22 protein-coding genes and 1 tRNA gene are annotated in these 26,238 nt (G+C 50.9%); 17 read left to right on the top strand and 6 right to left on the bottom strand.

Going from position 1 to position 26,238, the window contains the following annotated elements; all coding sequences use genetic code 11:
- The first annotated feature begins 97 nt into the window (after positions 1 to 97).
- The 3 genes from IZU26_RS01530 to IZU26_RS01520 all read left to right on the top strand — a co-directional run bounded on the left by IZU26_RS01530 (position 98) and on the right by IZU26_RS01520 (position 3,101).
- Entirely contained in the window at positions 98 to 292 is a 195-nt protein-coding gene (locus IZU26_RS01530) for a hypothetical protein (protein ID WP_433276225.1), read from the top strand.
- 510 nt (positions 293 to 802) lie between these two features.
- Positions 803 to 2,236, top strand: coding sequence for a glycoside hydrolase family 3 N-terminal domain-containing protein (locus tag IZU26_RS01525; RefSeq protein WP_433276223.1), 1,434 nt, complete (start codon positions 803 to 805; stop codon positions 2,234 to 2,236).
- 13 nt (positions 2,237 to 2,249) lie between these two features.
- Positions 2,250 to 3,101 carry an RsmB/NOP family class I SAM-dependent RNA methyltransferase gene (locus tag IZU26_RS01520; protein ID WP_433276221.1) on the top strand — a complete coding sequence of 284 codons (852 nt, stop codon included), beginning with the start codon at positions 2,250 to 2,252 and terminating at the stop codon, positions 3,099 to 3,101.
- A 40-nt stretch (positions 3,102 to 3,141) separates the two neighbouring features.
- On the opposite strand, the gene IZU26_RS01515 is transcribed toward IZU26_RS01520, so the two are convergent.
- The 3 genes from IZU26_RS01515 to IZU26_RS01505 all read right to left on the bottom strand — a co-directional run bounded on the left by IZU26_RS01515 (position 3,142) and on the right by IZU26_RS01505 (position 7,439).
- Complete coding sequence (locus IZU26_RS01515; RefSeq protein WP_433276219.1) at positions 3,142 to 5,610, bottom strand: AAA family ATPase; 2,469 nt, start codon at positions 5,608 to 5,610, stop codon at positions 3,142 to 3,144.
- A 98-nt stretch (positions 5,611 to 5,708) separates the two neighbouring features.
- Positions 5,709 to 6,842, bottom strand: a complete 1,134-nt coding sequence (locus IZU26_RS01510) for a hypothetical protein (protein WP_433276217.1) — start codon at positions 6,840 to 6,842, stop codon at positions 5,709 to 5,711.
- A 9-nt stretch (positions 6,843 to 6,851) separates the two neighbouring features.
- Complete coding sequence (locus IZU26_RS01505) at positions 6,852 to 7,439, bottom strand: TP0733 family outer membrane beta-barrel protein (protein WP_021495717.1); 588 nt, start codon at positions 7,437 to 7,439, stop codon at positions 6,852 to 6,854.
- A 158-nt stretch (positions 7,440 to 7,597) separates the two neighbouring features.
- On the opposite strand from IZU26_RS01505, the gene folD reads away from it, so the two are divergent.
- From folD to IZU26_RS01475, 6 genes are all read left to right on the top strand, one after another.
- Entirely contained in the window at positions 7,598 to 8,476 is an 879-nt protein-coding gene (gene folD / locus IZU26_RS01500; RefSeq protein ID WP_433276985.1) for a bifunctional methylenetetrahydrofolate dehydrogenase/methenyltetrahydrofolate cyclohydrolase FolD, read from the top strand.
- On the top strand, positions 8,466 to 9,287 hold the full coding sequence (folE2, locus tag IZU26_RS01495) for a GTP cyclohydrolase FolE2 (RefSeq protein WP_433276215.1): 822 nt from the start codon (positions 8,466 to 8,468) through the stop codon (positions 9,285 to 9,287). Before folD ends, folE2 begins: the two co-directional genes overlap by 11 nt.
- Positions 9,288 to 9,633: 346 nt before the next feature.
- Positions 9,634 to 11,004: a tRNA (N6-isopentenyl adenosine(37)-C2)-methylthiotransferase MiaB gene (gene miaB / locus IZU26_RS01490; protein WP_433276213.1), complete on the top strand. Its 1,371-nt coding sequence runs from the start codon at positions 9,634 to 9,636 to the stop codon at positions 11,002 to 11,004.
- Positions 11,005 to 11,167: 163 nt separating this feature from the next.
- Positions 11,168 to 11,455, top strand: coding sequence for a hypothetical protein (locus IZU26_RS01485; protein WP_433276211.1), 288 nt, complete (start codon positions 11,168 to 11,170; stop codon positions 11,453 to 11,455).
- Entirely contained in the window at positions 11,452 to 12,588 is a 1,137-nt protein-coding gene (locus IZU26_RS01480; protein ID WP_433276209.1) for an SPOR domain-containing protein, read from the top strand. The genes IZU26_RS01485 and IZU26_RS01480 overlap by 4 nt, the downstream gene beginning before the upstream one ends.
- Positions 12,589 to 12,728: 140 nt before the next feature.
- Positions 12,729 to 13,622, top strand: coding sequence for a LysM peptidoglycan-binding domain-containing protein (locus IZU26_RS01475; protein ID WP_433276207.1), 894 nt, complete (start codon positions 12,729 to 12,731; stop codon positions 13,620 to 13,622).
- Positions 13,623 to 13,716: 94 nt separating this feature from the next.
- Here the strand turns inward: IZU26_RS01475 and IZU26_RS01470 are convergent, their stop codons facing one another.
- The 3 genes from IZU26_RS01470 to IZU26_RS01460 all read right to left on the bottom strand — a co-directional run bounded on the left by IZU26_RS01470 (position 13,717) and on the right by IZU26_RS01460 (position 17,982).
- On the bottom strand, positions 13,717 to 14,298 hold the full coding sequence (locus IZU26_RS01470) for a 3'-5' exonuclease (RefSeq protein WP_433276206.1): 582 nt from the start codon (positions 14,296 to 14,298) through the stop codon (positions 13,717 to 13,719).
- Complete coding sequence (locus tag IZU26_RS01465) at positions 14,282 to 16,066, bottom strand: phospho-sugar mutase (protein WP_433276204.1); 1,785 nt, start codon at positions 16,064 to 16,066, stop codon at positions 14,282 to 14,284. Before IZU26_RS01465 ends, IZU26_RS01470 begins: the two co-directional genes overlap by 17 nt.
- A gap of 149 nt (positions 16,067 to 16,215) precedes the next feature.
- On the bottom strand, positions 16,216 to 17,982 hold the full coding sequence (locus tag IZU26_RS01460; protein WP_433276202.1) for a phosphoglucomutase: 1,767 nt from the start codon (positions 17,980 to 17,982) through the stop codon (positions 16,216 to 16,218).
- 292 nt (positions 17,983 to 18,274) lie between these two features.
- On the opposite strand from IZU26_RS01460, the gene IZU26_RS01455 reads away from it, so the two are divergent.
- From IZU26_RS01455 to IZU26_RS01420, 8 genes are all read left to right on the top strand, one after another.
- The gene (locus IZU26_RS01455; protein ID WP_310822717.1) at positions 18,275 to 19,201 is read left to right on the top strand and encodes a hypothetical protein; all 927 of its coding nucleotides are present in this window, start codon (positions 18,275 to 18,277) and stop codon (positions 19,199 to 19,201) included.
- 287 nt (positions 19,202 to 19,488) lie between these two features.
- Complete coding sequence (locus IZU26_RS01450) at positions 19,489 to 19,719, top strand: hypothetical protein (RefSeq protein WP_433276200.1); 231 nt, start codon at positions 19,489 to 19,491, stop codon at positions 19,717 to 19,719.
- 89 nt (positions 19,720 to 19,808) lie between these two features.
- A complete protein-coding gene (locus tag IZU26_RS01445) occupies positions 19,809 to 20,267 on the top strand; it encodes a ribosome maturation factor (RefSeq protein WP_433276198.1) in 459 nt (152 codons plus the stop codon).
- Positions 20,268 to 20,329: 62 nt separating this feature from the next.
- Positions 20,330 to 21,796, top strand: coding sequence for a transcription termination factor NusA (nusA, locus tag IZU26_RS01440; RefSeq protein ID WP_433276196.1), 1,467 nt, complete (start codon positions 20,330 to 20,332; stop codon positions 21,794 to 21,796).
- Between the two features lie 8 nt (positions 21,797 to 21,804).
- Positions 21,805 to 24,423, top strand: a complete 2,619-nt coding sequence (infB, locus tag IZU26_RS01435; RefSeq protein WP_433276194.1) for a translation initiation factor IF-2 — start codon at positions 21,805 to 21,807, stop codon at positions 24,421 to 24,423.
- Positions 24,420 to 24,830 (top strand): 30S ribosome-binding factor RbfA, encoded by a 411-nt coding sequence (gene rbfA, locus IZU26_RS01430; protein ID WP_433276192.1) that lies wholly within the window; start codon positions 24,420 to 24,422, stop codon positions 24,828 to 24,830. Before infB ends, rbfA begins: the two co-directional genes overlap by 4 nt.
- Positions 24,831 to 24,836: 6 nt before the next feature.
- Positions 24,837 to 25,901, top strand: coding sequence for a tRNA pseudouridine(55) synthase TruB (gene truB, locus IZU26_RS01425; RefSeq protein WP_433276190.1), 1,065 nt, complete (start codon positions 24,837 to 24,839; stop codon positions 25,899 to 25,901).
- Positions 25,902 to 26,004: 103 nt separating this feature from the next.
- Positions 26,005 to 26,086 (top strand) — tRNA-Leu (locus IZU26_RS01420).
- The last annotated feature ends 152 nt before the right edge of the window (positions 26,087 to 26,238 follow it).

The following is a 26,238-nucleotide window of genomic DNA, read 5'->3' as shown; positions in this document are numbered from 1 at the left end:
ATGGTTTAAAGACGCGTTTGACACGCAGTCAAAAAGATAGCCTCTGCTAATATTACTATAACACACATTTTCAAATCGTGCCACAGAAAATTTATTGGTGTCTCTTATCGGAACATTTGCAACGGGTGATACGAAAAAGGCTCACTCACTTTTGGCGAACGGCTATATTCAGCACAACTTAGCTTACGGCACGGGCGGGCAGGTTACGTTCGATATGTGCCGCTTTGACTCCGACGGCAAGATCGCCGAACACTGGGATGTGATGGAGACGATCGCCGAAAAATCGACATGACAAAATCAAAACGGAAAGTTCTGAATCTGAGATTTTTATCAGGGCGTTCCCGCCCTCTCCTACTGATGGCAGCCGGAGAGGGCGGTCGGGCTTTTCGCACTTCCGCTATCGCTTCATACCGCGCGCGGTACGCCTCCGGCGGTGCTCCAATCCCTAACGCGTTTTCAGTGCATCGAATAAATGTACCGATAATCGACAACGCGAAATCGCTCTTTTAAGTCTGGAGGCGAAAAACGCTCAACGCGTTTTTCTTTTTTTAGAGACGCTCGCAAATCCTGTACACTGCTCGGATTTGCTCTTTTAAGTCTGGAGGCGAAAAACGCTCAACGCGTTTTTCTTTTATAGGAGACGCTCGCAAATCCTGCGCACTGCTCGGATTTGCTCTTTTAAGTCTGAAGGCGAAAAACGCTCAGCGCGTTTTTCTTTTATAGGAGACGCTCGCAAATCCTGCGCACTGCTCGGATTTGCTCGCTCTTGAGGTATCCCTCGAAATGGCATATACTCCGTAGTATGCGGAGTGTACGGAACGGCGTCGCGTTTTTTTTGATTACAGCTTTTGTCTTTGTGTCCTGTTCCGTGTCCGAGCGGCGGCAGATGCGGCGCGACGGATTGATGAGAGATGGTGTGCGCACCGTGCATGAAGATGTCGCGGCTGTCCTTACGGCAAAGCGCGAAGCGGTTTTTTCGTATGTCGAGTCTCTTACGATCGAAGAGCAGGCTGCTCAGCTTTTTATGGAAAATCTCGTCGGAGACGACGTCTTCACTCCTGTCGAATGGACGGATTCTTCGCGCAGCAAAGCACTCATGCCGGGCGGCTATATTTTCTTTTCATACAATATCGCCGATACTCCTGAAAAAATTATTAATTTTACCGATTCGATTTTTTCGTACTGCGCTTTGCATGACTGCATTCCGCCGTATCTCGCCCTCGATCAGGAGGGCGGAGACGTGTGTCGGCTTAAAGCGGTTTCGGGGAAGCTTCCTGCAAACGGCGTTGTCTCGGAATTTTTTTCGATTTCGGATGCGTACCGCCTCTATTCGCTGCAGGCGCTACAGATGCGTCTTCTCGGCTTTACCGTCAATATCGCGCCCGTCGTCGAAGTGCGTACCGAATCGAACGAAGTCTTTATCGGAGAACGAAGCTTCGGGGATGCGGACAGCGTCGTCGCATACGGCACCGCCGCGCTCAACGCGCTGCAAAATAACGGAGTCGCTGCGGTGATAAAGCATTTTCCCGGCAATACGAATACCGATCCGCATACGAGTTTGCCCGAAATCGATATCTCCGAAAATGAATTTAATAAAACGGTACGCTATCCGTTTTTCCGCCTTATCTCTCTCGGAAGCGCGGGCGTGCTTATGTCGCATGCGCGCATTTCCCTCGCCGATTCGCGTACGCCTGCATGCCTTTCGCACGTTTGGATAGGCGATAAACTTCGCGGCGATCTCGGATTTAAAGGCCTTGTGTTTTCGGACGATATCTTTATGGCGGCTCTTGCGGAAAACGGCTATCCTCCCGAACGCGCGGCCCTTTCGGCGATCGAAGCGGGTGTCGATGTGATTATGATTTCAAAAAAAAAGTTTGCACGAGAGCATGCGCTTCTCGTTTCGCGCGCGAAAGAAGACGACGCCTTTGCAAAGCGGATCGAAGAATCCGCCCGCCGCGTTATCGATTTTAAAATCGAGCGGGGTATCCTTGTGCTTGAAAAAACGGGCGGCGTTTGGCACGTCGTTTCGGCTTTCGCTTCGCCGTACATCGACTCTGCGGTACAAAGCGGAAGCGCCATACGCTATGACGGAGAGGCGGGGGGAGAGATAGGGCGGGCGCGGGTGGAAGCCTTTCGAACCGCAAAAAAAGAAAACGACGAACTCGTCGCGGAAGTGTACTCCGCGCGGCAAACGCGCGTGTCGGCTGCCGGAAGCGAACGGAACGCAAAGCCTTAGCGGAGAGTGAAACATGAACGGACTGCGAAAAGATAGAGATGCGCAAAAGCTTTCCGGCAAAGCGGGATTCGAATCGTATTATTCGGCGCTTTACGGAGAGCGATGGCCGCCGATCAAAAAAGCGCTTGTACGCGATGTTCGCTATGTTTCGTGGAACGCACGAGGTGCAGAGCCGTATTTTCTCGACGGGGCAAGCGTTTTGGCAGCTTCTTCGCTTCCGCTTTCCGGTGCGCGTACGATCCTCGACATCTGCGCGGCTCCCGGCGGCAAAACGCTCGTCCTCGCGTCCCTCATGGAAGCGGACGCGCATCTCGTTGCAAACGAGCGTTCTCGGGAGCGCTATTACAGGCTCAAGCGCGTCCTTGAAAATTGTCTGCCTGAAACCGTTTGTGCGCGCGTGGAGACGAGCTTGGGCGACGGCGCGAAAATGTGCCTTGCTGAAAATGCGCGCTATGACCGAATCTTGCTCGATGCTCCGTGTTCGTCCGAGCGCCACGTTTTTACCGATATGAAATATCTTGCCGCGTGGACGCCTTCCCGTATAAAAACTTCGGCGATCGCTCAGTGGGCGCTTCTTTCTTCCGCATATCGCATGCTGAACCCGAAGGGCTACGTCCTCTATTCGACGTGCGCCCTTGCTCCCGCCGAAAACGACGGTGTCGTCGAGCGGCTTTTGAAAAAATTCGATACGGCAAAAATCGTGCTCGATATTATTCCGCACTGGAAACAAAGGCTCGAGCCGTTTTGCGACACGTTGCTTCCCGAAGCCGAAAAGACGAAATACGGTTTTCATGTTCTGCCCGACGTGCAAAACGGGGCGGGGCCGATATATTTTTCTCTGATTCAAAAGACGGCGTACGTTTGAGCGCTTTGATATATCCTCTTTATCTGTTTCCGCGTCATCCTTATATTTTCCGTTCTTTATTTCCCTCTATCGTAAAAAATGCGGTTTCGCTTTCCCAATCGAAGACCGTGTTTTCTCGCGCACTTTCGAGGAGACGCACGATTTTTTCAAGCTCTTTCGGCGAAAGCGCCTCTGCGATCCGCACGCCGTATGCGGACGATTTCGCATCGAACCACTTTGCAAGTTCTTCTTCCGTGATCCGCCGTTTTTCGACGAAGCGGCGCGATAAGCTTCGTACGGTAAAGCCTTTTTTTTCGAATGTGCGGACGACGGACGACGCATCCCAGTTGAAAAGCGGGTTTTCCGTATCGCCGAAAAATTCGTCTTCCGCCGCTTTCATTTTTGCAAGCGTATCTTCGTATGCGCCGAGCGTTGCGGGCGTGAGTATCTGCGTTTCGACGATGCGGCTCAGGTATTGTGCGCTTTTGGGAATGCGCTGTGCGATGACGGTAAGCCATCCTTCGGCGAACACCGCTTCTCCCGACTGTTCGCTTTCGGCAGGGGAGGGCGCTTCTTTTTTTAGTCCTGTGCGCGAAAGAGAAGAGGCTAGGGATTCGATCGATGCGGGTGAGGTAAAAGGATTTCGGAAAAAAAGGCGATCGAATTCGGCGCCCCGATATGCGAACTGCAAGACGATATCGGAAAAGATTTCGCTTGTAATGCCCTCTCCTCCCGCTCCTTCGGGGAGCACTTGCAGGACGGGTTTATCCAAATCGCCGAGCGTCCTTCCGTACTGTTCGAGGATTTCTTTTCCCTTTTCGGTACGGCAGAGTCCGCACGTCATCCCTTCGGGCGTTTTCCGCGCGACGTCCCACAGTAAAAGACCGTCGTCCGCATTCCACACGAGCGAGCGGTGATGACGGAGAAGGCCTGCGAGTTCGGTCATCGTATCGCGCACGGCCAGCAGCACTTCCGCACGATTCGAGTCGAGACGCGCCCGCCACGATTTATCGGCTCTGTCGAGCGCCGTCTCTTTTGCCGCGTCTGCGGGGCTGAAGGTGAGGTGTTCGCCTTTTTTATTGTTAATAAAATGTACGGCATCGTGCTTCGTAGCGGCCGCCGTTTTATGCTGCGCGCTTTCATCGGCCGAGAGCGCTTCCCGTTCGAGGAGCGAAGCGATTTGGATTTCGCGCCTTGAAAGCACGTCTCCTCGTATCGTCTTTTCGTAGCCCTGCGTACCCGGCGTATAAAAAACGCGGCCGACGAGAGCGTCGGGTAAATACTGTTGTGCGACCCAGTGATCGCGGTATGCGTGCGGGTAGAGGTAACCTTCTCCGTGACCGAAACCTTCGGCATCGCGGTTTCCGTCGCGCAAGTGATTGGGCACTTCCGCGTCTTCTTTTTCCACCGATGCAAGCGCATCGAAAAACGCCATACTGCTGTTGGATTTCGGCGCCGTCGAAAGATAGAGCGCCGCGTGTGCGAGAAAGTAGCGCCCCTCCGGCATGCCTACACGGTCGAATGCGTCGGCACAGCTTGCGACGATGCTCACTGCGTTCGGATCTGCAAGCCCCGTGTCTTCACAGGCCGATATGAGCATCCTCCGGAAGATAAAGGAAGCGTCTTCTCCGGCGGCGACCATGCGGGCGAGCCAATACATCGCGGCGTCGGGATCGCGCCCCCTGAGGCTTTTAATAAACGCGCTGATGATATCGTAATGATAATCGCCGTCGCGGTCGTAGAGCACGACTTTTTTTTGAATCGATTCTTCGGCGGCTTCGCGGCTTATGTAGATCGTCGAACCCCACGCGGGCACGGGAGGTGAGGCTGCGGCATCCCATTTTTCGGGTGTTGTTTCTACGGCGAGTTCGAGTGCGTTCAGCAAACTGCGCGCGTCTCCGTTCGCCGTTTCGATCAAGTGTTCGAGAGCACCTTTTTCAAATTCGACTTTCCAATGACCGTAGCCGCGCTCTTTGTCGCCGAGCGCCTGTTCTGCCGCTTTTCGCAAATCGTCGTTTGTCAGCGGTTTCAGTTGAAATACGCGGCTTCTGCTCACGAGCGCTTTATTGACTTCGAAAAAGGGATTTTCGGTCGTCGCTCCGATTAAAATGATCGTACCGTTTTCGACCCACGGCAGGAGGGCGTCCTGCTGCGCTTTGTTCCAGCGGTGCACTTCGTCGACGAATAAAATCGTGCGGCGGCTGTAAAGACTGTAAAAGTCTTCGGCCTGTTTGATCGCCGTTCTGATGTCGGCGACTCCCGTGAGCACGGCGTTCAGCGTGATAAAATTGCTTTTCGTATGATTTGCGATGACGCGGGCGAGCGTCGTTTTTCCGCTTCCAGGCGGCCCGTAAAAGATAACCGACGAAAGCTGATCGGCCGCGATCGCGCGCCTCAAAAGCCTGCCCTTGCCGACGATGTGATCCTGCCCGATGTATTCGTCGAGCGTCCGCGGCCTCATCCGTGCGGCCAGCGGTTCGCGGAGCGCGTGTGCGTTTTTAAAAAGGTCGGCATCGTTCGATTCGGACATAGTATCAGTATACTGCGTCTCCGTCCCTTTGCCTATCGGAAGGATCGATATTTGGCCTTCGGCGGCCATCTTTGAAAATCGACCGTTTTTTTTAAGGATTATTCCCTGTTCCAGTTGCCGCGTGACGGATAGTACGACCAAAGGCCGACGTCTTTGTAAGTGCCGCCGCTCGAACTCGATTTCCGTTTAAAGTCTGCGGACGCGTAAAGCGTTGCGCCTGTCTCCGATGAGGAGGAGTCGATGCACAGCAGTGCGGGGATGATATACGGGGAGCCGAGGGCGGAATCCGCGTTTGTCGAAAAGTTCGGAAGCGATGTTCCGGGTATGCCGCTTGCATTCGTTGTCTTTTTAAGGCCGCGTCCGTTCGTTCCCAAAAGGATCGCGTCGCTCGTGACGGCTATCGACGTGATGTTTACAGAACAGTTTACCGTGCTCGTTCCCGATGAAGCATTTGTACCTGACGCCACGTATTTCAGCGTGGAACCGCTCGCCCAATAGACGTACGTTGCGGGTATCGACGTTTCATTTGTTGCGGCGCATGAATTAAAAAAATAGATGCCGCTTGCAGTGTAGGCTGCAGAGACGGTGGATTCGCCGGGCGCGTCTCCCAACGCGGATGTTTCTGCCGTCGTAGCGATACACGTCGCATCGCTTACGGGAGAATCGTTCAGCGCGTATACGTTTTTGTTCATACGGATATACGCTTTTCGCTTTGTTGCATCACGCGTATTTGTGCAGAATATCGTCGTGTTTCCCGATGTGCCGGTAACGTCGTTATCGTGCGTTTTACGCCACGTCTTTGAACCTGTGTCAAAATAATAGAGGTAACGGCTCCCGGCGGTATTTTCACCGTCTTCCGTATTTTCATAAATCGAAGCGCCGATCGCATAGAGCGTCGTCGGAGTAGACGCAAGCTGGTAGATGTAGATACCGTTGAATTTTTTATTATAATAGTCGTAGGAAAGTTTCGGCAGTCCGTCCGACATAGTGTTCCAATCTCCGTGCGATACGGAACTCGCAGGTTTCCCGTATACTCTGCCGTTTTGGATAAAAAGGTACTCGTCGGAGCCGAGCTTGCAGCGAACGATCGCATTGACGCGGCCGGTTATCGTTGCGTCTTCGAGTTCGACCTCCCCCATGATTTTGGCAAAGATGACATCCTGACAGCCGGTAAAAAAAACGGCGCATGCGAGTGCGGAAAAAATTATTAAAATAGGGAATATGCGCTTCATATAAAATCCTTAAAAATGGTACCGTGCCGAAAGAGACGCCGTCAAAAAAAGACCGTCGAAATTATAGCTCGAATCGCTGTACCACTGCGGCATCCACAAAAAGACGCTTCCGATTCCGAACGACCAGCTTTCCGACATGCGGTAAAACATGCCGACTTCGGGCCGCAGCACAAAGCCCGGAAAATATCTCCTGCTCTGATAGGTTTCAAACGCGATGCCGGCTCCGATCGAAAGCGGAAATTCGAAATGCCAGACGGTCGGTTGAAACATAACGCTCGCCGTTACCGGCCAAAAGTTGAAGATATTGCTGCCGAGCGTCGGATGATAGCCGACCATGATATTACCGCCGACGGCAAACAATCCGGTGAGAAAGCGCCGGTAACCGAGATCCGCAGCGCCGCCGACATACATTTTACCTTTGAAATTGAGCGGAAAACTCGGCATAACGGAAATCTGAATATATTGATCGCCGGAGCCGTTCATCTTATATCGGAATTCCGTACCGTCATCGTATTCGTCGCCTTGAGATTTGCCTGATGCAAAAAAAGCGGCGGTGCAAAAAAACAGTATACAGCAAAGCGGTACAATGCGTTTCATCTTTCCTCACAAATACATCTAATGAAAACGGGGCTGTCCAAAAATTTCAGCGTTTTGACAGTTCCCTAATTAAAGAAAAAAAGATATATTGTTCAGTATATCTTTTTTAAGCACTTTTATCAATGATAAAACGATGTGAAAGCGGGGCAGGTTACACGATGAGCGCAGTGATTATCGACGGAAAAAAAACGGCGGCGGATATCAGAGGACGGATTGCCTCTCGGACGGCGGAACTGAAATCGAAAGGTGTCGTCCCTTGTCTCGCCGTCATCCTTGTCGGAAACGACCCCGCAAGCCTTTCATACGTACGCGCCAAGCGGAACGCGCTTTCGGAAGCGGGCATGAGCGACCGTTCCGTGCAGCTGCCCGAAAACACAAGCGAAGCGGAACTCCTTTCGCTTATCGGAGAACTCAACCGCGACGAGAGCGTCCACGGTATTCTCGTGCAGCTGCCGCTTCCCAAACACATCGACGAACGTAAAATACTCTTTGCGATTTCGCCCGAAAAAGACGTCGACGGTTTTCATCCTGTCAATATCGGAAAGCTCGTCATAGGCTGTGATGCGCCGCTTCCGTGTACGCCGCACGGCATCATCGTACTCCTCAAGTCGATGCACATCGAAACCTCGGGTGCGCGCGCGGTCGTCGTCGGTCGATCGAATATCGTCGGAAAACCGCTCGCCCTCCTTTTGTCGCGCAAAGACTGCAATGCCACCGTGACGCTCTGCCATACGGGAACGAAAGATTTGAAAACGATCACAAAGGTTGCCGATATCGTCGTTTCGGCGGCGGGTATGCCGAATACGATTCGCGCGGATATGGTAAAAGAAGGAGCTGCCGTCATCGATGTCGGCGTGAACCGCATTCCCGATGCGGCGAAAAAGAGCGGCTTCCGTTTGACAGGCGACGTCGATTTCGATGCGGTAAAAGAAGTCGCATCGTATATCACCCCCGTGCCCGGAGGGGTCGGTCCCATGACGATTGCGATGCTCATGCAAAATACGCTTGAAGCTGCGGAGAGAGGCCGTGAACGCTGACGAAAAAACATCCCGCGCTGCGCTGCGCGATATACAAAGCGAAAAGGATACGCGGGGTGTGCCGCTGCAAAAAGTCGGCGTAAAGGGGTTACACTATCCCGTGACGGTGCTCGATAAAATCAATAAAACGCAAAACACGACGGCGACGGTAGATCTCTTTGTCGATTTGCCGGCCGACTGCAAAGGTACGCACATGAGCCGTTTTATCGAAGTTTTTCACAAATATCGCTTCGATATTTCGATGCATCGCTTTTTCGACATGCTCGACGAGATCCGCTCAACGCTTTGTGCCGCCCGCGCGTACGGAACCGTTTCGTTTCCGTTTTTTATCGAAAAAAGCGCACCGGTCACCGGTACGAAAAGCATGATGAGTTATATGTGCGCGTACGAAGGAAGCGTCGGAAAAACCGAGCGCGATTTTTTCGTTTCGATTTCGGTGCCGGTTGCAACGCTGTGTCCGTGTTCGAAAGTGATCAGCGATTACGGCGCGCACAATCAGCGCGGTACGGTGCGCGTAAAATTGCTGTATTCGGATTTTTTTTGGATCGAAGACGTCATCGCCGTCATCGAAAACGCTTCATCGGGCGGTCTCTATGCGGCGCTTAAACGGCGGGACGAAAAATGGGTGACCGAACACGCGTATGAAAACCCGCGCTTTGCCGAAGACATCGTGCGCGAAACGTATCTTGCACTGCGTTCGTTTCCGATCTCAAAACCCTTTGCATGGTTTTCCGTCGAGGTGGAAAATTACGAAAGCATCCACAATCACAATGCCTATGCCTGCGCCGAATACGGATCGCAAACGGAATGAAATATGACGTATTATTTTGAAACTTATGGATGCCAAATGATGAGGCGAAGCAAGTGCGTACGCCGATTCCCGCGTCAGCGGCCGAAGGCAAGATCGTTGTGAAAAAAACGTCGTGTTTTTTCACAACACGAGAATTCTCTTCGAAGCGAAAGAGAGGGTGCGAATTCTCGCTCGGCAAAATCCGCGCATCCGTGCGCGGTACTATTTTTGAAAAATGCAAGTGGAATGCAAATGACATATTTTTTTGAAACTTATGGATGTCAAATGATGAGGCGAAGCAGGTGCGTACGCCGATTCCCGCGTCAGCGGCCGCAGGCAGGGCAAAAAGATTAAAGTGGAATGAAATATGACGTACTTTTTTGAAACATACGGTTGCCAAATGAACCTCGCCGAGTCCGCGTCGATCGAACGGCTGTTTATCGCGCGCGGATGGCAAAAAGCCGAAGACGCGCAAGTCGCCGATGTCGCGGTTATCAATACCTGTTCGGTGCGCGCGACGGCCGAAAACCGCATATTCGGCAGACTCGGCTGGTACGCGGGATTGAAAGCCCTGCGCCAAAAGACGCCCGGCGCAAAATCGAAGACGCTCGAAAAGGCTGAGGTTTTTGTCCGCGACGGTGCAAAGCCGCTTACGCTTGTGGTTACCGGCTGTATGGCCGAACGCCTTCTTACATCGCTCAAAGAAGAGTATCCGTGTATCGATTACGTTGTCGGAACTTTTGCAAAAAAATATTTCGGCGATATCATCGAAGCTGCGGAAAAGGGGGTGAGGGCGGCCCCTCTCGACGATTCGCCGTCGTATACCTTCGCGCCGATTTCCGCCGAGCCGGGTGCTTTTTCGACCTTTGTGCCCATCATGCACGGCTGCAATAATTTTTGTACGTATTGTATCGTGCCCTATGTGCGGGGGAGGGAAGTGTCGCGTCCCGTCGAAGAAGTGCTTTCGGAACTCGACGCGCTTTCATCGTACGGCGTAAAAGAAGTGACGCTGCTCGGGCAAAACGTCAATTCGTATTGCGACGGGGATGCCGACTTTGCAAAATTGTTAATTATTATTTCCGATCATCTTAAAAAAAACAATTCGCCGATAGAATGGGTGCGCTTCGTTTCGAGTCACCCGAAAGATTTGAGCGATGCCCTTATCGATGCGATCAAGCACAATGATGTGCTGTGCCGCCACATCCATCTGCCGGTGCAGCACGGTTCGACGAAGATATTGCAGGCGATGAACAGGCGCTATACGCGCGAGCATTATCTTTCGCTCGTCGACCGCATAAGAGCCGCGCTTCCCGACGTATCGCTTACGACGGACGTTATGCTCGGCTTTCCGGGAGAGACGGACGAAGATTTCGAAGAAACGCTCGATCTTATGAAGACGGTGCGCTACGAAAATGCGTTTATGTACTATTATAATCCGAGAGAAGGAACGCCTGCGGCTAAGATGCAAAATCAGATCCCGCTCGAAGTAAAAAAAGCGCGGCTGCAAAAGATCATCGATATGCAGCTTAAAATTACGGCGGAAGAGATGCAAAAGCGAGTCGGTTCGACGGTAAAAGCGCTCGTCGAATCGGTGAGCCGCGACGACGAAGCGGAACTCCTTGCAAAGACGGAGAAGGACGAGAGGGTCGCATTTAAAGCGGAAAAATCGCTTATCGGAAAATTCGTCGAGCTCCGTTTGACCGAGCTTTCGGGTCAGACGTTTAAAGGGCACCTCTGAAAACTCGGTCGGATTTTTAGAGATCCAGGACTCCGGTTGTAGAGAAGCGATTCGTACGCGGCAATGCGGCGAATTGCACAAGCGGCTTTTTTTAAGTACAATCTCTACTAAGGTTTTTAAACTCGATTGCGAGGTGATTATGATCGGTCTTATAATTTTTATAGTGATTGCGGTATTGATCGCGGTGTTTACGGGATTTAATATCCGAAATGTCTGTGACGTCAACGTGATCTTTCACACGTTTCACAACGTACCCGTGTTTATCACGATCATCGTATCCTTTGTTGCGGGTATCGTTGTCGCGCTGCCGTTTTCCTTCGGCAAGGGCAAAAGCATCGCGGCAAAAAAAATCGATAAGATAAAAGCGAAAGCGGCAAAGGACGCGCTGAAAAACGCGGAAAGCGTTGACAAAAAAGATACTGCCGAAAATCGGATTATGGAAAAAAAATGAAGCGTGTCCGCCGTTCGTTTGCCGTTTTATTATTAATTTTTTTTACACCGCTTGCGGCGGATGAAGCGCAATCGCTTACGGCCCGCGCCGTTGCCGATGCCGCGGCGGCAAAGCCGAACGTCGACGCGTCGATTGCGTATATCGCGGAAAACTTACCGAAAGTTTCCGACCCGAAAGAAAAGCGCGCGCTCTATGCGTTTTTCGGTTCTCTTCAGGAACAGCTTGCGCGTTTCGACGATGCGCGCGCTTCTTATGCCGCCGCCGCCGCTATACGTGCAGGCGATGCCGACCGCATGCCGAAAAAATCGTCGGAGCAGCTCGTCCTCGATGCGGTACGCTGTGCGCTCAGTTCAGGCGATTATACGACGGCGGAGCGCTATCTCAATTCGGCGGTGCGCAATTCGGCCGACGAAGCGATTCAGGCGCGGATAAAACTCTATGCGCTTTGGGCAGACCTTTGCCGCGCAAACGTGAGCGCCGATTTGGCTGAAAGTGTCGTCATGCTGAAAGCATATATATCGCTCAAATCGATGGCAAGTGTAAAACCCGCAGTCCTTTTGACGCTGTGGTACCTTACGGGGGACGCATCCTATGCTGCGGCGTTGAAAAAAGAATTCCCCGCATCGCTTGAAACGGGAATCGTAAAAGGCGGCGTACAGCTCCTTCCGGCGCCGTTTTGGTATTTTTTGCCGCGGAAAGAAGCGGCGCTCCCCGAAATCGATTCCGGCGGGGCGGAAAAAATTGCAAGTACCGAAAAAGACGCGGGAGCGGCTGCGGTACAAAAAACGGAATCAAAAGAAAATAGCGGTCAATCGCAGTCCGTACAAAACGTTGCCGCCGGATCCGAATCATCCGGAGCGCCGAAAACGGGAACGGGCGACGAACAAGGGCAAAGCGCGGCAGCCGCACAGGGTGGCGGCAGTTCGCTTCGCAGATTGCAGCTCGGCTTGTTCCGCGAAAAAGCCAACGCCGACAGGCTCGTCGCCGCTCTGAAAGATAAAGGCTTTACCGCCGCCGTGACGACGGAAACGCGAGCGAGCGGAACGACGTATTATATCGTAGCGGTCGACGAAACGGACGGCAGTATCGGCGATAAGCTGAGAACTGCGGGATTTGAATTTTATCCGCTGTGATCGATACGTATCTGATGTTTTCAATACGGTTCGACGAAATGCGGCAGCCGTAATGTAAGCGCCTCTCGCTTCCCGAATGCTCTTTGTCAAACATCCTTCTTTCTCATTAAATTCGCTTTTTTTGCCGATACTATAACGGTATGAAAGTCAACGGAAAAAAATCGTCCTCATTTGCAGTCTGTATCGCCCTCATCATCGCAGTTTCCGCGTCCGTTTTTGCGGACAGCACGTATATCGTCAAAAAAGGCGACACGCTCTATTCGATAAGCCGCCGCTACGAGCTTACGGTTGCAGAACTTCGAACTGCGAACAATCTTTCGGAAAGCGATGTGCTTCAAGAGGGGCAAAAATTGACGATTCCGTCGGCCGATATAACGAATGCGGCGGCATTGAGTGCCGTACCGGAAACGAAACCGGGCGTCCCCGTTTCCGAAATTGCAAAAAATGCGGAAACCTATACCGTTCAAAAAGGCGATACGCTTTATTCGATCGCGCGGAGATACGATATAAAATTATACGATCTGCTTTCGATAAACAATATGGCAAACGATGCCGTGATCAAAGTAGGGCAGCACATAAAAGTGCCCGCAAAATCCGCAGCTGTCACAAAAAATATTCCGAACAATCCTTCATCGGGTAAGGGTACATCTTCATCTCATAGCAGTGCCAGAACGGGAGACTCTTCGCTTTTATGGCCGGTAAAGCATCCGTCCGTCATCTACACGAAGGGTAAAGTATCGGGCGTCGAACTTTCGGCTGAAAAAGACGAACCGGTAAAATCGATCCGCGCGGGAACCGTCATGTACACCGGAATGTACCGCGGCTACGGAAATATCGTGTTCGTCGAATCGAAAACGGGATTGATCTACGCGTATTCGTGGCTCGGTTCGGTACACGTAAAAAAAGGCGATTACGTCGTGTGCGGAGATACGGTCGGTACTGCCGGAAAAAATGCGGCGGGAAGCCCGAGTTTGACCTTTATGGTTTTCCAAAACGGTATGCCGATCGATCCCGCAAAAGCGCCGCGCGGTTGAAAGTTTCCGCCGACTGTATCGATTGCTGCGGGCTTTGCCGATGCGCATCGAAAATCGCGGTGAATGATCGTTGTATACAATTTTTAAATCCGATTTATTTTTTTTGCACCGATTCGGTGTCTTTTAAGCAGCGTAAAAATATTTTGCGGCAGGTTTTCGCGTCGTCCGATGCGCGGTGTGCGTTTTCCGCATCGATTCCCATAGCGGCTGCGAGGTATTGCAGCGAATGATGTTTTGCCGAAGGGTACGCCCATCGGCTCAAATTCAGCGTATCGATCGCTTTGTTCGACATGGAAGGCATACCGCTCCGCTCCAATTCTTTATTGATAAAAAGCAAATCGAAAGGCGCGTTGTGCGCGACGAGGATAGCGCTTCCGATAAATTCGATAAAAGCCGGAAGCACCGAAGATGCAGGCGGAGAGAAGGAAAGCATATCGTCGGTGATGTGTGTAAGCTCTTTCGTAAAAGAGGGCAGAGCGATTCCCGGATTTACGAGAGAGGCGAAAGTGTCGAGTACGCCCGTTTTATCGAAGAGCACGGCGCCGATTTCGATGATGCGGCAAGTGTCGGGAGTAAGACCCGTCGTTTCGGTATCGATCGCCGCAAAAACCGCCCCGCCGTTTACGAGGCGGAGCAGTTTTTTGTAATCGCGGAAAAGTTTATTGGGCAGCCGCATCGAGCGTGGATTTTATTTCCGAAGCGATCGCATCGCGGAGGAGAGCGGCTTCTTTTTTTGCTTGTGCAAGACCCGCATCGTTGTTGCCGGCGACGGGAACCGTGCAGTTTATGTAGAATTTGATTTTCGGCTCCGTACCCGACGGCCGCGCGCTTACGATCGTTCCGTCGTCGAGGAAAAACTGCAGCACATTGCTTTTCGGAAGATCGAGCGGTTTTGTCGTCGCCGGATTTGCCGGATCGAACGAAACGCTCCGTTCGATGTCGCGAATTTCTTTAACGCGTTTTCCGCCGAGCGTCTTCAATCCTTCGTTTCTGAGCTTCGTCATGATACCGCGCATCGCATCTCCGCCCGTAGGACCCGGGAAATACTGTTCGATCGTTTTGTCTTCGAAGTAGCCGTATTCTTTATACATGTCGTCGAGGTGTTCGAGAAGGCTTTTACCCTTGCTCCTCCAATAGAGCGTCATCTCCGCGCACATCGCCGAAGCGGAAATGCCGTCTTTGTCGAACACTTCTTTTTCGATTTTATAGCCGTAGCTCTCTTCGAAGCCGAACACGTAGCTCGCGGACTTGTCTTTTTCCATCTCAGCTTCGATCGCTGCAATCCATTTGAAACCGGTTAAACATTCGAAAACTTTGACGCCGTATTTTTTGCAGATGTAGTCGATAAACGGAGAGGTGACGATCGTTCTGACGGCAGCGGGTTTTTCAGGCATTTTGCCGAGCTCTTTTCGTGAAAGCAAAATATATTCGAGAAAAAGCGCGCCCATTTGATTGCCCGTTATCAAAACGAATTTTCCGTCTTTGTCGGGGAAAGCCGAGCCGAAGCGATCGGCATCGGGATCCGTCGCCATAATGCAGTCGGCTTTTTCCTTTTCGCCGAGCGCTATAGCGAGTTTCATCGCAGGCGCTTCTTCGGGATTCGGTTTTTCGACCGTCGGAAAGTTTCCGTCGGGGTCGCGCTGTTCGGGAACGGTGATCACTTTGAGCCCCAAATCGCCGAGCACTTTTTCGACGTGCATGCCGCCCGTGCCGTGAAGCGGAGTGTAGACGATTTTGACGTCTTTCGCGTGCGCTTTGATGAGATCCGGCCGGAAAAGCTGTGCTTTGCACATGTCCCAGAATTTTTCGTCGATGTCTTTGTCGATGAGGACGATTTTGCCGGCTTTTATCGCTTCGTCTTTCGACATCGTTTTGACTTCTTTGACGGCGTTGACTTCGCCGATGATACCCTTGTCGTGCGGCGGAATCACTTGCGCGCCGTCGTTCCAATACACTTTGTAGCCGTTATAGATGCGCGGGTTGTGGGAAGCCGTTACGATAACGCCGGTATCGGCACCGAGCGTGCGGACGGCAAACGAAAGTTCGGGCGTGGGCCTCAGCGACGAAAAGAGATAGGCTTTGATGCCGTTCGCCGCAAAAATGCACGCCGCTGCTTCCGCGAATACGTCGGAGTTTTTGCGGCTGTCGTAGGCGAGTACGGCAGAAAGCGTGCCCGCCTTTGCCTTTTCGGGAAAAGCTTTGATCACGTAAGAAGCGAGCCCCTGTGTTGCGCGGTTTATGACGAGCGGGTTCATGCGGTTCGTTCCGCCTCCCATAACGCCTCGAAGTCCGCCCGTGCCGAATTCGAGCGATTGATAAAATCTGTCTTCGAGCTCTTTGATATCGTCTTTTGCGATGAGCGACTCGACTTCGCTCCGAAAGTTTTCGTCTTTTTCTTCGGCGATGTACGCATTCGCGCGTTTTAAGATTTCCGATTTTTCCATATCACACCCCTTTTCATTTTATTATTGTGCGGCGCGTTCAAGTATAGCAGGTTTTACGCAGCGCTTCAATTTCGCGTAAGTTTTTCGCGCGGAGCAAAATCACCATACGCCCGCCGATTTAAAATACCGATACCGTGTTTTCCCCGCATTTACGCCTTGTCGGCCTCTTTAAGCATTTTCGTTTCCCATTCGATGAGCATCCGTTCTTCGTCGTGTGCATCTCCTTTTACGTCGCAGAGTATGCGGAAAACCGGTTCCGTACCCGAACCTCGCATCCACATAAACGATTTCGGATTTTTATCTTTATCGAAAAAGATGATGCGGAGCCCGCCTTTACCGCTCTTTGAAAAATCGGAAGCGTTCCGAGTTTCTTTCGTTCCGTTCGTCAAAACCGCTTCGTATGAGACGATGCCGTATTTTTTTTCGAGTTCCGCTTTTTTCGACTTCCATTCGCGCTCGAAAATACGCTGAAATCTTCCTTTGAGCGCCGCGTTGTCTGAGGTTTTGAGGCGGAGTACGGCGCCGGGTTCGGAAACGCCGGTTGTCGTGTAGACGGGAAGCGTTTCGAGAACGTCGGTGAGCGTAAAGCGTTCTTTGTATGTGTGATGCGATTTTTCGCACCACGCTTTATACAAACCGTCCGCAGTCAATAATTTAATAATTGCGAACAGCGTAGAAAGCGGATCGCGGACGGCGGACGGGTACGTGATGTTCCCACCGTTTCCGCCTTCACCGCAAATGCGCACCGTAAAGCCCTTTTCACGCGCGCTTCGTGCGGTATTGACGACGTTCGCTTCTCCGACTTCTCCGTGAAAAACTTTTGCCCCGAATGCTTTTGCGATGTCGTCGACGCGCATGGACGTACAGCAGTTGACCGCAACGGCGGGCTTATAGCCGTCCTTTGCAGCGTAGAGCTTGTCGGCGTATGCGAGTTCGGCAAGGACTGAAAGCGCAAACACTTCCTGTGCTTTCAGAGCCAGCGCTTTTTTTTGTTTTTCATTCCAATAGACGATATTGCCCCGATCTCCGTCGCAGTCGGGCATATAGCCCAAGACGGCATCTCTTTTGCCTTCGGCTTGCAGCCTTTCCATCTCTTGTGCGCACCACACGAGGTTTTCCGGTTCGGGGATGATTTCGTGCGCGATGGCGCCTGCTTTGTCGTTTATCGCATAAAAGCCGATACCGTTTTCGGCGAAAAAATCTTTGTCGATCGAAAGCGTACGCGCCGAACCGTTCATATCGCACACGATACCGATATGCGCTTTTTCGGCAGCGCTTTTGATGTTTGAAAAAAGAGCGTCCTGTTCGGCACTTTGGGGAAGAGCGCTGACGACTTCTTTGATAAACGCTTTATATGCGGCAAGCGAATCTTTTTTACAGCCCGGCGATTCCGCGTATACCCATTCCGCATCGCGCATACTGCACGAATTGAGGAGAGCCGCCGCTTTTTGCATCGCTTCGGGATCGGCGCATTTTTCGACGAAAGCTTTGACCATTTTCGCATTTTCTTCGGCGTTTACGACACCTCCGTCGCTCAAGCCGACTTTGAGTCCGTTGTGACCGATCGGATTGTGGCTCGCGGAGATATAGATAAAGCCGTCGAATTTTCGAGCGTACGCCATGATTTCCGGTGCGGCGACGACGCCGGGATAGCGCACGATGGCTTTTCGTGCGAGAAGCGTTCGCACGATCGCCGATGCGACGGCTCCTCCCGTCGGACGGGTATCCGTACCGCATACGATGACGGGATTTTTTTGTCCCGTCGCGGCGCTGATATAATCGAAAAAAACGTCGGCGGCGATAACGGCGAGCGCGGTATTTTCAGAGCCGATTTCGTTCGTCGTGTCCTGTTCGTCGCCCGATTTTGCAAAAACTTTGCGCCAGCCCGACGCGGAAAGAATCATGTTGTGTTCCATAAATATCATTCTATCACAAAGCGTTTCAAAATGAAATGCTTTGTAAATACGCGCTGCCGCTCTGCAATGCAGTTACACAATATCCATATCGTACCTTGTACGAAGTTTTCCACACAGGATGAGGATTATATTGTGGCATTTCGAAAAACTCGCCTTTAGCGATTCTTTAAACCGAAATTACGATCCGAAAAGGTCAAAAAAGAACCGTTCTGTTTACCCTGTAATATCCTTACAAGAGAGTCTTGATTTTTTTGAAATTTGTACAGTACCTTTGTAACACGGAGGTATAAGTATGAATGTATTTTTTGGTGAAGTTCCCTTGTGTTACACAAATTCGGTTGCTATGACATTAAGTTCATACGGATATGATTTTCATCCGGAATATTTGGAAGCGATAATGGCTATGGGGAATGGGGCGAATTTTGTTAATAATGACCGAGCGCATCCGATAGTTTTCTTTGATAATGGCGAACCTGATATTTCTATTAGTAATTGTTTACGAATTCTCGGTTTTGAGTATGAAGAGTTTTTCTTGACTGCTCCGGATGAAGTCAATGTAAATATGATTAAAGAAAAGTTGAAATTTTATTTAAAAAACGGTTCTATCATTGCAGGTCCGTTAGATATGGGGTATTTAACATACAACCCTAATCATGTGAATTTGAAAGGAATTGATCATTTTGTTGCAATATATGATTTAGTTGAAAACGATATCTATTTACATGATCCGGCCGGATATCCTTGTATGAGGATGGATTTAAATGAATTTTTGCAAGCGTGGAAAGCTGAAAATATTTACTATAAAAGAGGCTCATTTTCAATGTGGGGAAATTTGGAGCGAACGAAAGTACCGGTGTCAACGCAAATTTATCATGATGTATCCGTCGTTATGAAGAAACGTTATGAGAATGGCGATGCGAGTGTTATTGAAAGCTATGCCATATCAATTAGAGATAACGGTTTAAATCGACAGCAAAAACAAATACATCAATATTTTTCTTTTCGACTAGCCGCTGCAAGAAATATTTATATGAGCAGGTTTCTTCAAGAACACGACCGTAAACGAGCAGAATTGAAAGGGCGGATTGCCGTATTATTCGGAAGAGCGCATTTGGATAGTTTAAAAGACGATTATATGGGTTTATCAAATACTCTTATGAGTATCTCTGAGCTGGATAAAGCCTTTAAAGAACTGTGTATCGGTTATGAAAGAAAATAATACGGGGCAGCGGTATTATAAATTTTAAAGAACATAAAAGATTCCCTTATATGTTTGCAGCGGATTTTTTTAGCTCCTGTCGTCAATTCTCATCGAAATATGCAGAATTGTATTTGCTTTGAGGATACCGTTCGAAAACAAGTTGCAAAGTGTGCTGTGGCCGCTGCCGTAAATGCCGTAAAAAATTATTTGCGTTTTCATAAATACCGTAGTACAATATTCGTATATGTTTATAAAAATTGGAGGCAGGTGCATCATGAAGGTTTACACAACCGATAAAATCAGAAATGTTGCCGTTCTCGGACACGGGGGGGGCGGGAAAAGCGCTCCTTATCTCTTCGCTTCGAAGCGGTATCCTTTTCGTTCCGATAGTCATCCTGTGTTCCGTGACGATGGAATTGTCGGGCATCGAAGTGTCTCAGAGTGCGGCGAACGTGTTTGCCTGTTTTTTATCGATGCCGGTGGTCGTTCGATTTTTAAAACACTTGCCGCGCGATGAATCGCTTGACATAACGTAAAAAAAATCATACTATATTCCCGTACATTTTAATTATCCTTTAAGATGGACTCGTGACACACGGGTCTTTTTTTTTGATGCAAGGTGACGATGGAGTATATTGCATTTGACGACATTTCGCATTATTCGGAATGCGCCCCGCTCGTGGAAGGGCTGGGCTATCATCTTATCGAATTGAAAATCGTTCCGGCAAAAACGATTACGAAAATCCTTGCGGTCATCGCACCGAAAGAGCCGGATATAAACATAAGCGTAAACGATTGTTCGCGCGTTCACCATGCGCTGCTTCCCCGACTTGAAGCCCTGCTCGGCACCGACAATACATCGATGGAACTGACTTCGCCCGGCATCGACCGCAATATAAAAAATGCTGCGGAATTTTCTCTGTTTGCGGGGAGACTCGTGCGCGTGTGGAGCAAAAAAGAGAACGATTGGATCAGCGGAAAAATCGTAAGTGCCGACGAAAAGGCTCTTGCAATGGAAATGGAAAAAGGAGAAACGATTACGGTGCCTTACGGAGAGATAGCGAAAGCGAAATTTGTGCAGTAGTCGGTTTACATTAAATTTTTATTAATTATTAATTTTGTGGGGACAGCATTAGGAGGTTTTCCATGTCGGAAATGGCAGAGGCGATCCGTCAGTTGATACAGGAAAAAGGATATTCCGAAGATTCGGTAAAAACGATCATCGAAAACGCGCTCAAAGCCGCATATAAACGTACTTACGGAACAGCCGACAACGCGATCGTCAAATTCAACGACGATATGTCGGATGTGGCCATCTATTCTCGAAAAACGGTCGTCGACGGCGTATACGATCCGGTGACGGAAATCGAACTCGAAGATGCAAAAAAACTCAGCGACGAAGTGGAACTCGGCGACGAAATCGATATTCTCGAAGATCCGAAAACCTTCGACCGTTCCGCCGTTACGACGGGAAAACAAACCGCTCATCAGGAGCTGAACGAAAGCTACCGCGACACATTGTATAACGAATATAAAAATAAAATCGGCGAAATCGTCGTGTGCTATTATCAATACCAACGAAACGGCGACATCTACGTCGATCTCGGAAATGCGGGAAAGCTCGAAGGCGTGCTCCCGCTTAAATTCCAATCGCCGAGGGAACACTACGAAAAAGACGACCGCATCAAAGCGCTCATCGTCAACCTCAGGCGCATATCGACGGGGCTGCAGGTTATCCTTTCGAGGAGTGATCCCGAACTCGTGCGTTCGATCATCGAAATGGAAGTGCCCGAAATCGCCGACGGTACGATCGAAATCGTCAAAATCGTACGCGATGCGGGGCACCGCACAAAGATCGCGGTTTCGTCAAACCGCGAAGACGTCGATCCCGTGGGCGCCTGCGTCGGCTTAAAAGGTGTGCGTATCCAAAACGTCATACGGGAGCTGCTCGGCGAAAAAATCGATGTTTTGAAATTCGATCCCGATCCTGCAGTGTTTATTAAAAACGCGCTTTCTCCCGCTCAAGTCGAGCGCGTGTTTATCCTCGATCAGGAAAAACGTCAAGCGCTTGCGATCGTCGAAGAAAGCCAGTTTTCGCTTGCGATCGGAAAGCAGGGACAAAACGTGCGCCTCGCAAACAAACTGTGCGACTGGAGCATCGACGTTAAAACTCAAGAGCAGGCGGCCGAAATGGATTTGTCCGAATCGGTTACGATGCAGACGGCGCAAAATCTTTTCAGCGACGATACGGGCAACGAGGCTTACGACGAAATCAAAACCGTTGCCGAACTGCCCGGTATCGATATGCGTGTTGCGGAAATCCTTAAAACGGCCGGCATAGAGGATATCGAACAGTTCGTCGAAGCCTATGACAACGACGGCTTAAAACACATCGAAGGGCTGACCGAAAGCGATATCGACGGCGTCGATGCGATTATTAAAAATACCGTCGAATTTGTAGAAGCGGAAAATACGGCGCACAGCGACGCGGAAAAAAATGCCGACGATGAAGAAGTATACCACTGTCCGGAATGCGGCGCGGTGATTACACTCGATATGACACATTGTCCAAAGTGCGGTGTCGAGTTCGAATTTAAAGAGGACGAGGAATAGAAAAATTTATGGCGGATGAAGTAGAAAAAAAGCCCGAATTCGTAATTCATCACAAAAAGCAGCCGGCGGCCGATAAAGCCCCTGCATCTCCTGCGGAAAAAAAGCAAAAGCGTGTCGTCATCGTTAAGCGCGCTTCGAAAGCGGTCGATGGTGCAAAGGCGGAAAGGCCGCGCATCGTCGTAAAGACGGATGTACAGGCTCCATCCCCACAAAAGATGTCCGAACCGGCCGCATCGGATACCGTCGAAAAAAAGGCGCCGCCCGTTTCCGAGACGAATGTCCAGCAGCCGACGGGCGATATTGGCACAAAACCGGTAAAAGCCGCGCCGGTCAAAAAAGCATACGACTTCAACGCCGTTCGTCCCAATGTCAAAGCCGGTAATCTTTCCGACAGAAACCGTTCGGCTTACCGGGCATCTTCACCTCGTTCCCAAGGGACGGGATACGGCACTCGTCCCTATCGCGACAGTACCGGCTTTACCGGAGCACAGGCGCGCGCCGGGTATCAAAACAGAGAACGCGAAAACCAACAGGGCGGATATACGCAGGGAAGAGGCGGTCGTCCCGGATTTTCGGGTACTCGTACGGGCTTTCAGGGACGTCCTGCTCGTCCCGGTTTTCAAAACGGTCGTCCGGGATTCACCGGAGGAGCGCGTCCGGGCGGCTACGGTTCTCCCGCTGCAGTTCCGCCTCCGAAGGGACCTGCAAAAAAATCGTTTAAAGGCAAAAAACAGGTTTACCGTAAAACCGACGAACAGCTCGAAGACGATAAATTTTTTGCGCAAAAGAAAAAAGCCGAAACGCCTGCGAATGCAGTACCGAAATCGATCGATATCATGGAATCGATTTCCGTTTCCGATCTCGCGCGCAAAATGAATTTAAAAGCGTCCGACATCATTCAAAAGCTCATGTCGCAAGGCATGATGGTTACGATCAACCAATCGATAGATTCCGATACGGCAACGCTTGTCGCGTCCGAATACGGCTGCGAAGTGCATCTCGTCAGTTTGTACGACGAAACCGTCATCGAAAGCGAAAAAGACAATGCGGAAACGGTAAAGCCGCGTCCGCCCATCGTCACCGTTATGGGACATGTCGATCACGGCAAAACGAAAACGCTCGATGCGATCCGCCATTCGCATGTCGCCGATGGAGAGTTCGGCGGCATTACCCAGTCGATCGGCGCGTATTCCGTTTCGACGGAAAAGGGTACGATCACTTTCCTCGATACGCCCGGTCACGAAGCGTTTACGATGATGCGTGCGCGCGGCGCGCAGGTAACCGATATCGTCGTTCTCGTCGTTGCGGCAGACGACGGCGTTATGCCGCAGACGCTTGAAGCGATCAATCATGCAAAAGATGCAAAGGTTCCGATCATCGTCGCGGTCAATAAGATCGATAAGCCGGAAGCGAATCCCGACCGCGTACGCACGCAGCTTTCCGAGCACGGGCTTACGCCTGAGGATTGGGGCGGCGATACGCAGTATGTCAATATCAGCGCGCTCAAAGGCGAAGGTATAGACGATCTTCTCGATGCGGTTTTGCTGCAGGCGGAAATGCTCGAATTGAAAGCCGACTACAACTGCCGTGCCGAAGGAAAGATTCTCGAATCGAGGGTCGATCAGGGACGCGGTATCGTCGCGACGGTCGTCGTGCAACGCGGTACGCTTCATCAAGGCGATCCTTTTGTTGCAGGTATTTACTCCGGTCACGTGCGGGCTATGTTCAACGATCGCGGAAAACGCATTCAGGAAGCCTCTCCGTCCATGCCCGTCGAAGTGCTCGGCATTGAAAGTATGCCGAATGCGGGCGATCCGTTCCAAGTGACGGAAAGCGAAAAAGACGCGCGCGAAGTTTCGGTAAAGCGGCAGGAATTGAAGCGCTTCGAAGAAGCGCGCGCGGTCAAAAAAGTTACGCTCGAAAATCTTTATCAGACGATCGACGCGAGCAACGTCAAAGAATTCCGCGTCATCATCAAAGCGGACTTGCAGGGTTCGGCCGAAGCGCTCAAAACCGCGCTCGAAAAACTTTCGACAAAGGATATCCGTCTCGTCGTCATCCATTCGTCGGCGGGAGCCATCAACGAAAGCGACGTTACGCTTGCGAGCGCTGACCGCAATGCGATCATTATCGGATTCAATGTGCGTCCGACGGCGAAAGCAAAACTGCTGGCCGATCAGGAGCGTGTCGAAATCAGAAAATATTCGATCATCTACAAAGCCGTCGAAGAAGTGCAGGCGGCGATGGAAGGCATGCTCACGCCCGATACGAAAGAAGAAGTTACCGGTACGCTTGAAGTGCGCAATACGTTCAAAGTACCGCGCATCGGTGTCATCGCAGGCTGCTATGTTACCGACGGTATCATCAAGCGGAGCGGCAGCGTTCACCTCATACGCGACGGGATCGTCAAATTCACGGGAAAAATTTCATCGCTCAAGCGCTTTAAAGACGATGCGAAAGAAGTCGCTGCGGGTTACGAGTGCGGCGTCGGCATCGAAGATTGGCAGGATATCCAAGTCGGCGATACGCTCGAAGCGTTCGAACTCATCAAAGTGGCGAGAAAGCTCGGCGATTCGCTTGCCGAAGAAGCCGCTGCCGCCGATGCGGGCGAGGGCGAAAAAGAGTGAAGCAGTACCGCATGCAGCGACTCGGCGATCAGCTGCGCGATGAAATCTCAAAGCTCATCATCACCGAGCAGGTAAAAGATCCGCGCGTGTCGACGTTTTTGACGGTAAACCGCGTCGACGTGTCGAACGATCTGTGCTACGGAAAAGTTTACGTTTCGAGTTTTCTTCCCGACGCGCAGGTAAAGACGGGCGTCGAAGGTTTAAACAGCGCCGCGGGCTTTATCCAGTCGGCGATTGCAAAAAAGCTCCGTATCCGCCAGTTTCCGCATTTGACCTTTTACGTCGATACGGCGATGAAAGAAGGTTTTGAAATGGTGCAAAAACTGAACGAACTTGAAAGGGAAGGGCGTACTGCCGGAGACGCAAAAAATGCCGATGCGGCTTCGGATCTTCGTGAAACGGAGTAGGCTCGGATGCGGGGCGGCATCGTTCTTTTTGCAAAGCGTCCGGGCGTAACGAGTTTTTCATCTCTCTTTTCGATTAAGCGCGCGCTCGGTACGAAAAAAGTCGGACATACGGGAACGCTCGACAGCTTCGCCTCCGGTCTCCTCGTCGTGTGTACCGGCTCTCTCACTCGTCTTGTATCATATATCACTTCTTTTAATAAAACCTACGACGCCGTCATCGAATTTGGAAGCGAAACCGATACGCTCGAATACACCGGAAAAATTGTTAAAACCGCGCCTCTTCCGAAAAAAGACGATGTCCTTTCCGCAATCAAGCATTATACGGGAGGTATACTGCAGACGCCTCCGCTTTTTTCCGCGCTGCACATAAACGGCGAGCGGGCAAGCGATATTGCGCGGAGCGGACGCAGCGCCGAAATGCCCTCTCGTCCCGTTACCGTATATGCTTCCGAAGCGGAAGAGTTTTTATTCGAAGACGGTCGTGTAAAAGCCGTCCGCGTCCGCTTTAGCGTTTCAAAAGGGACCTATATCAGAAGCCTTGCCCGCGATATCGGCTCGTGTTGTAAAAGCGCAGCCCATCTCGCAGGTTTGAGGCGGCTTTCGGTCGGAAGCTTTCGCCTCGAAGACGCTGCGGGCTTTTCATCGCTTGCGCCGTTTACGATACAGTCGGTGTATCAAACGATTTCCGATATGCAAAAAGCACAATCCGCTTCATGTAAGGCGGACGCGTCGGAACATACCCCGCATTCGGGAGAAGACGTCCAAAGCGAAGTGCGCGAAAAGATGCAGACGATGACCGAAAGCCTCGCAGCCGAATGCGGCTTCGGTACGGCGCACATCTTTCCCGAATACGAAGACGATTTCAAACACGGGCGTCCGCTTTATTCTTCGATGTTTGAAAAAGGGGCGGGCGGCGTATGTGAAACAAGCGATACGAGTTCGGTGTGCGGTGTATGCGCAGCGAACAGTAACGCACCTATTGCGGTTTTCGGAAGCCATAATAATTTTTTGGGAATGATCGCTGAGGGCGACAAGGGTGCATATTCGTATACGTTTGTTAGTTCCGATTGATGCTGCATGTGATATAATACGCCGTTTTTTTCGGTTAGATTTAACGTGATGCAATGCGCGCTCTTGACACGCTTAAGCTCTTGTGATACTCTTCCTTCAATGCGCGGGGATGGTGGAATTGGTAGACACGCTAGCTTGAGGTGCTAGTGGCGCGAGCCGTGCCTGTTCAAGTCAGGTTCTCCGCATCGTAAGGATTATCGGGTTTCCGGTAATCCTTTTTTTATGCCCGAATGCCTGTATGCGAGTAAGAAATATTTTTCCCGCAATATTTTTTACGCCGATATCACGATATTGACGGTTGTTTGATTTATTGGAGTTATTGAATTTATTTGATTTA

Source organism: Treponema sp. SP13 (genome assembly GCF_050938355.1).
In the GTDB taxonomy this organism is placed as follows: Bacteria; Spirochaetota; Spirochaetia; order Treponematales; family Treponemataceae; genus Treponema_D; species Treponema_D socranskii.
The sequence above is the reverse complement of the archived record's forward strand: the minus strand, read 5'-3'. Positions and strand labels throughout refer to the sequence as shown.

Excerpts from the sequence above, each read along its gene's own strand:
- IZU26_RS01480 (WP_433276209.1), top strand. The coding sequence starts at position 11,452 with ATGAAGCGTGTCCGCCGTTCGTTTGCCGTTTTATTATTAATTTTTTTT.
- IZU26_RS01515 (WP_433276219.1), bottom strand. The coding sequence starts at position 5,610 with ATGTCCGAATCGAACGATGCCGACCTTTTTAAAAACGCACACGCGCTC.
- IZU26_RS01510 (WP_433276217.1), bottom strand. The coding sequence starts at position 6,842 with ATGAAGCGCATATTCCCTATTTTAATAATTTTTTCCGCACTCGCATGC.
- IZU26_RS01505 (WP_021495717.1), bottom strand. The coding sequence starts at position 7,439 with ATGAAACGCATTGTACCGCTTTGCTGTATACTGTTTTTTTGCACCGCC.
- nusA (WP_433276196.1), top strand. The coding sequence starts at position 20,330 with ATGTCGGAAATGGCAGAGGCGATCCGTCAGTTGATACAGGAAAAAGGA.
- IZU26_RS01525 (WP_433276223.1), top strand. The coding sequence starts at position 803 with ATGCGGAGTGTACGGAACGGCGTCGCGTTTTTTTTGATTACAGCTTTT.
- truB (WP_433276190.1), top strand. The coding sequence starts at position 24,837 with ATGCGGGGCGGCATCGTTCTTTTTGCAAAGCGTCCGGGCGTAACGAGT.
- IZU26_RS01450 (WP_433276200.1), top strand. The coding sequence starts at position 19,489 with ATGTTGCCGTTCTCGGACACGGGGGGGGCGGGAAAAGCGCTCCTTATC.
- IZU26_RS01475 (WP_433276207.1), top strand. The coding sequence starts at position 12,729 with ATGAAAGTCAACGGAAAAAAATCGTCCTCATTTGCAGTCTGTATCGCC.
- IZU26_RS01445 (WP_433276198.1), top strand. The coding sequence starts at position 19,809 with ATGGAGTATATTGCATTTGACGACATTTCGCATTATTCGGAATGCGCC.
- folD (WP_433276985.1), top strand. The coding sequence starts at position 7,598 with ATGAGCGCAGTGATTATCGACGGAAAAAAAACGGCGGCGGATATCAGA.
- IZU26_RS01455 (WP_310822717.1), top strand. The coding sequence starts at position 18,275 with ATGAATGTATTTTTTGGTGAAGTTCCCTTGTGTTACACAAATTCGGTT.
- IZU26_RS01465 (WP_433276204.1), bottom strand. The coding sequence starts at position 16,066 with ATGGAAAAATCGGAAATCTTAAAACGCGCGAATGCGTACATCGCCGAA.
- IZU26_RS01470 (WP_433276206.1), bottom strand. The coding sequence starts at position 14,298 with ATGCGGCTGCCCAATAAACTTTTCCGCGATTACAAAAAACTGCTCCGC.
- infB (WP_433276194.1), top strand. The coding sequence starts at position 21,805 with ATGGCGGATGAAGTAGAAAAAAAGCCCGAATTCGTAATTCATCACAAA.
- miaB (WP_433276213.1), top strand. The coding sequence starts at position 9,634 with ATGACGTACTTTTTTGAAACATACGGTTGCCAAATGAACCTCGCCGAG.
- IZU26_RS01520 (WP_433276221.1), top strand. The coding sequence starts at position 2,250 with ATGAACGGACTGCGAAAAGATAGAGATGCGCAAAAGCTTTCCGGCAAA.
- IZU26_RS01460 (WP_433276202.1), bottom strand. The coding sequence starts at position 17,982 with ATGGAACACAACATGATTCTTTCCGCGTCGGGCTGGCGCAAAGTTTTT.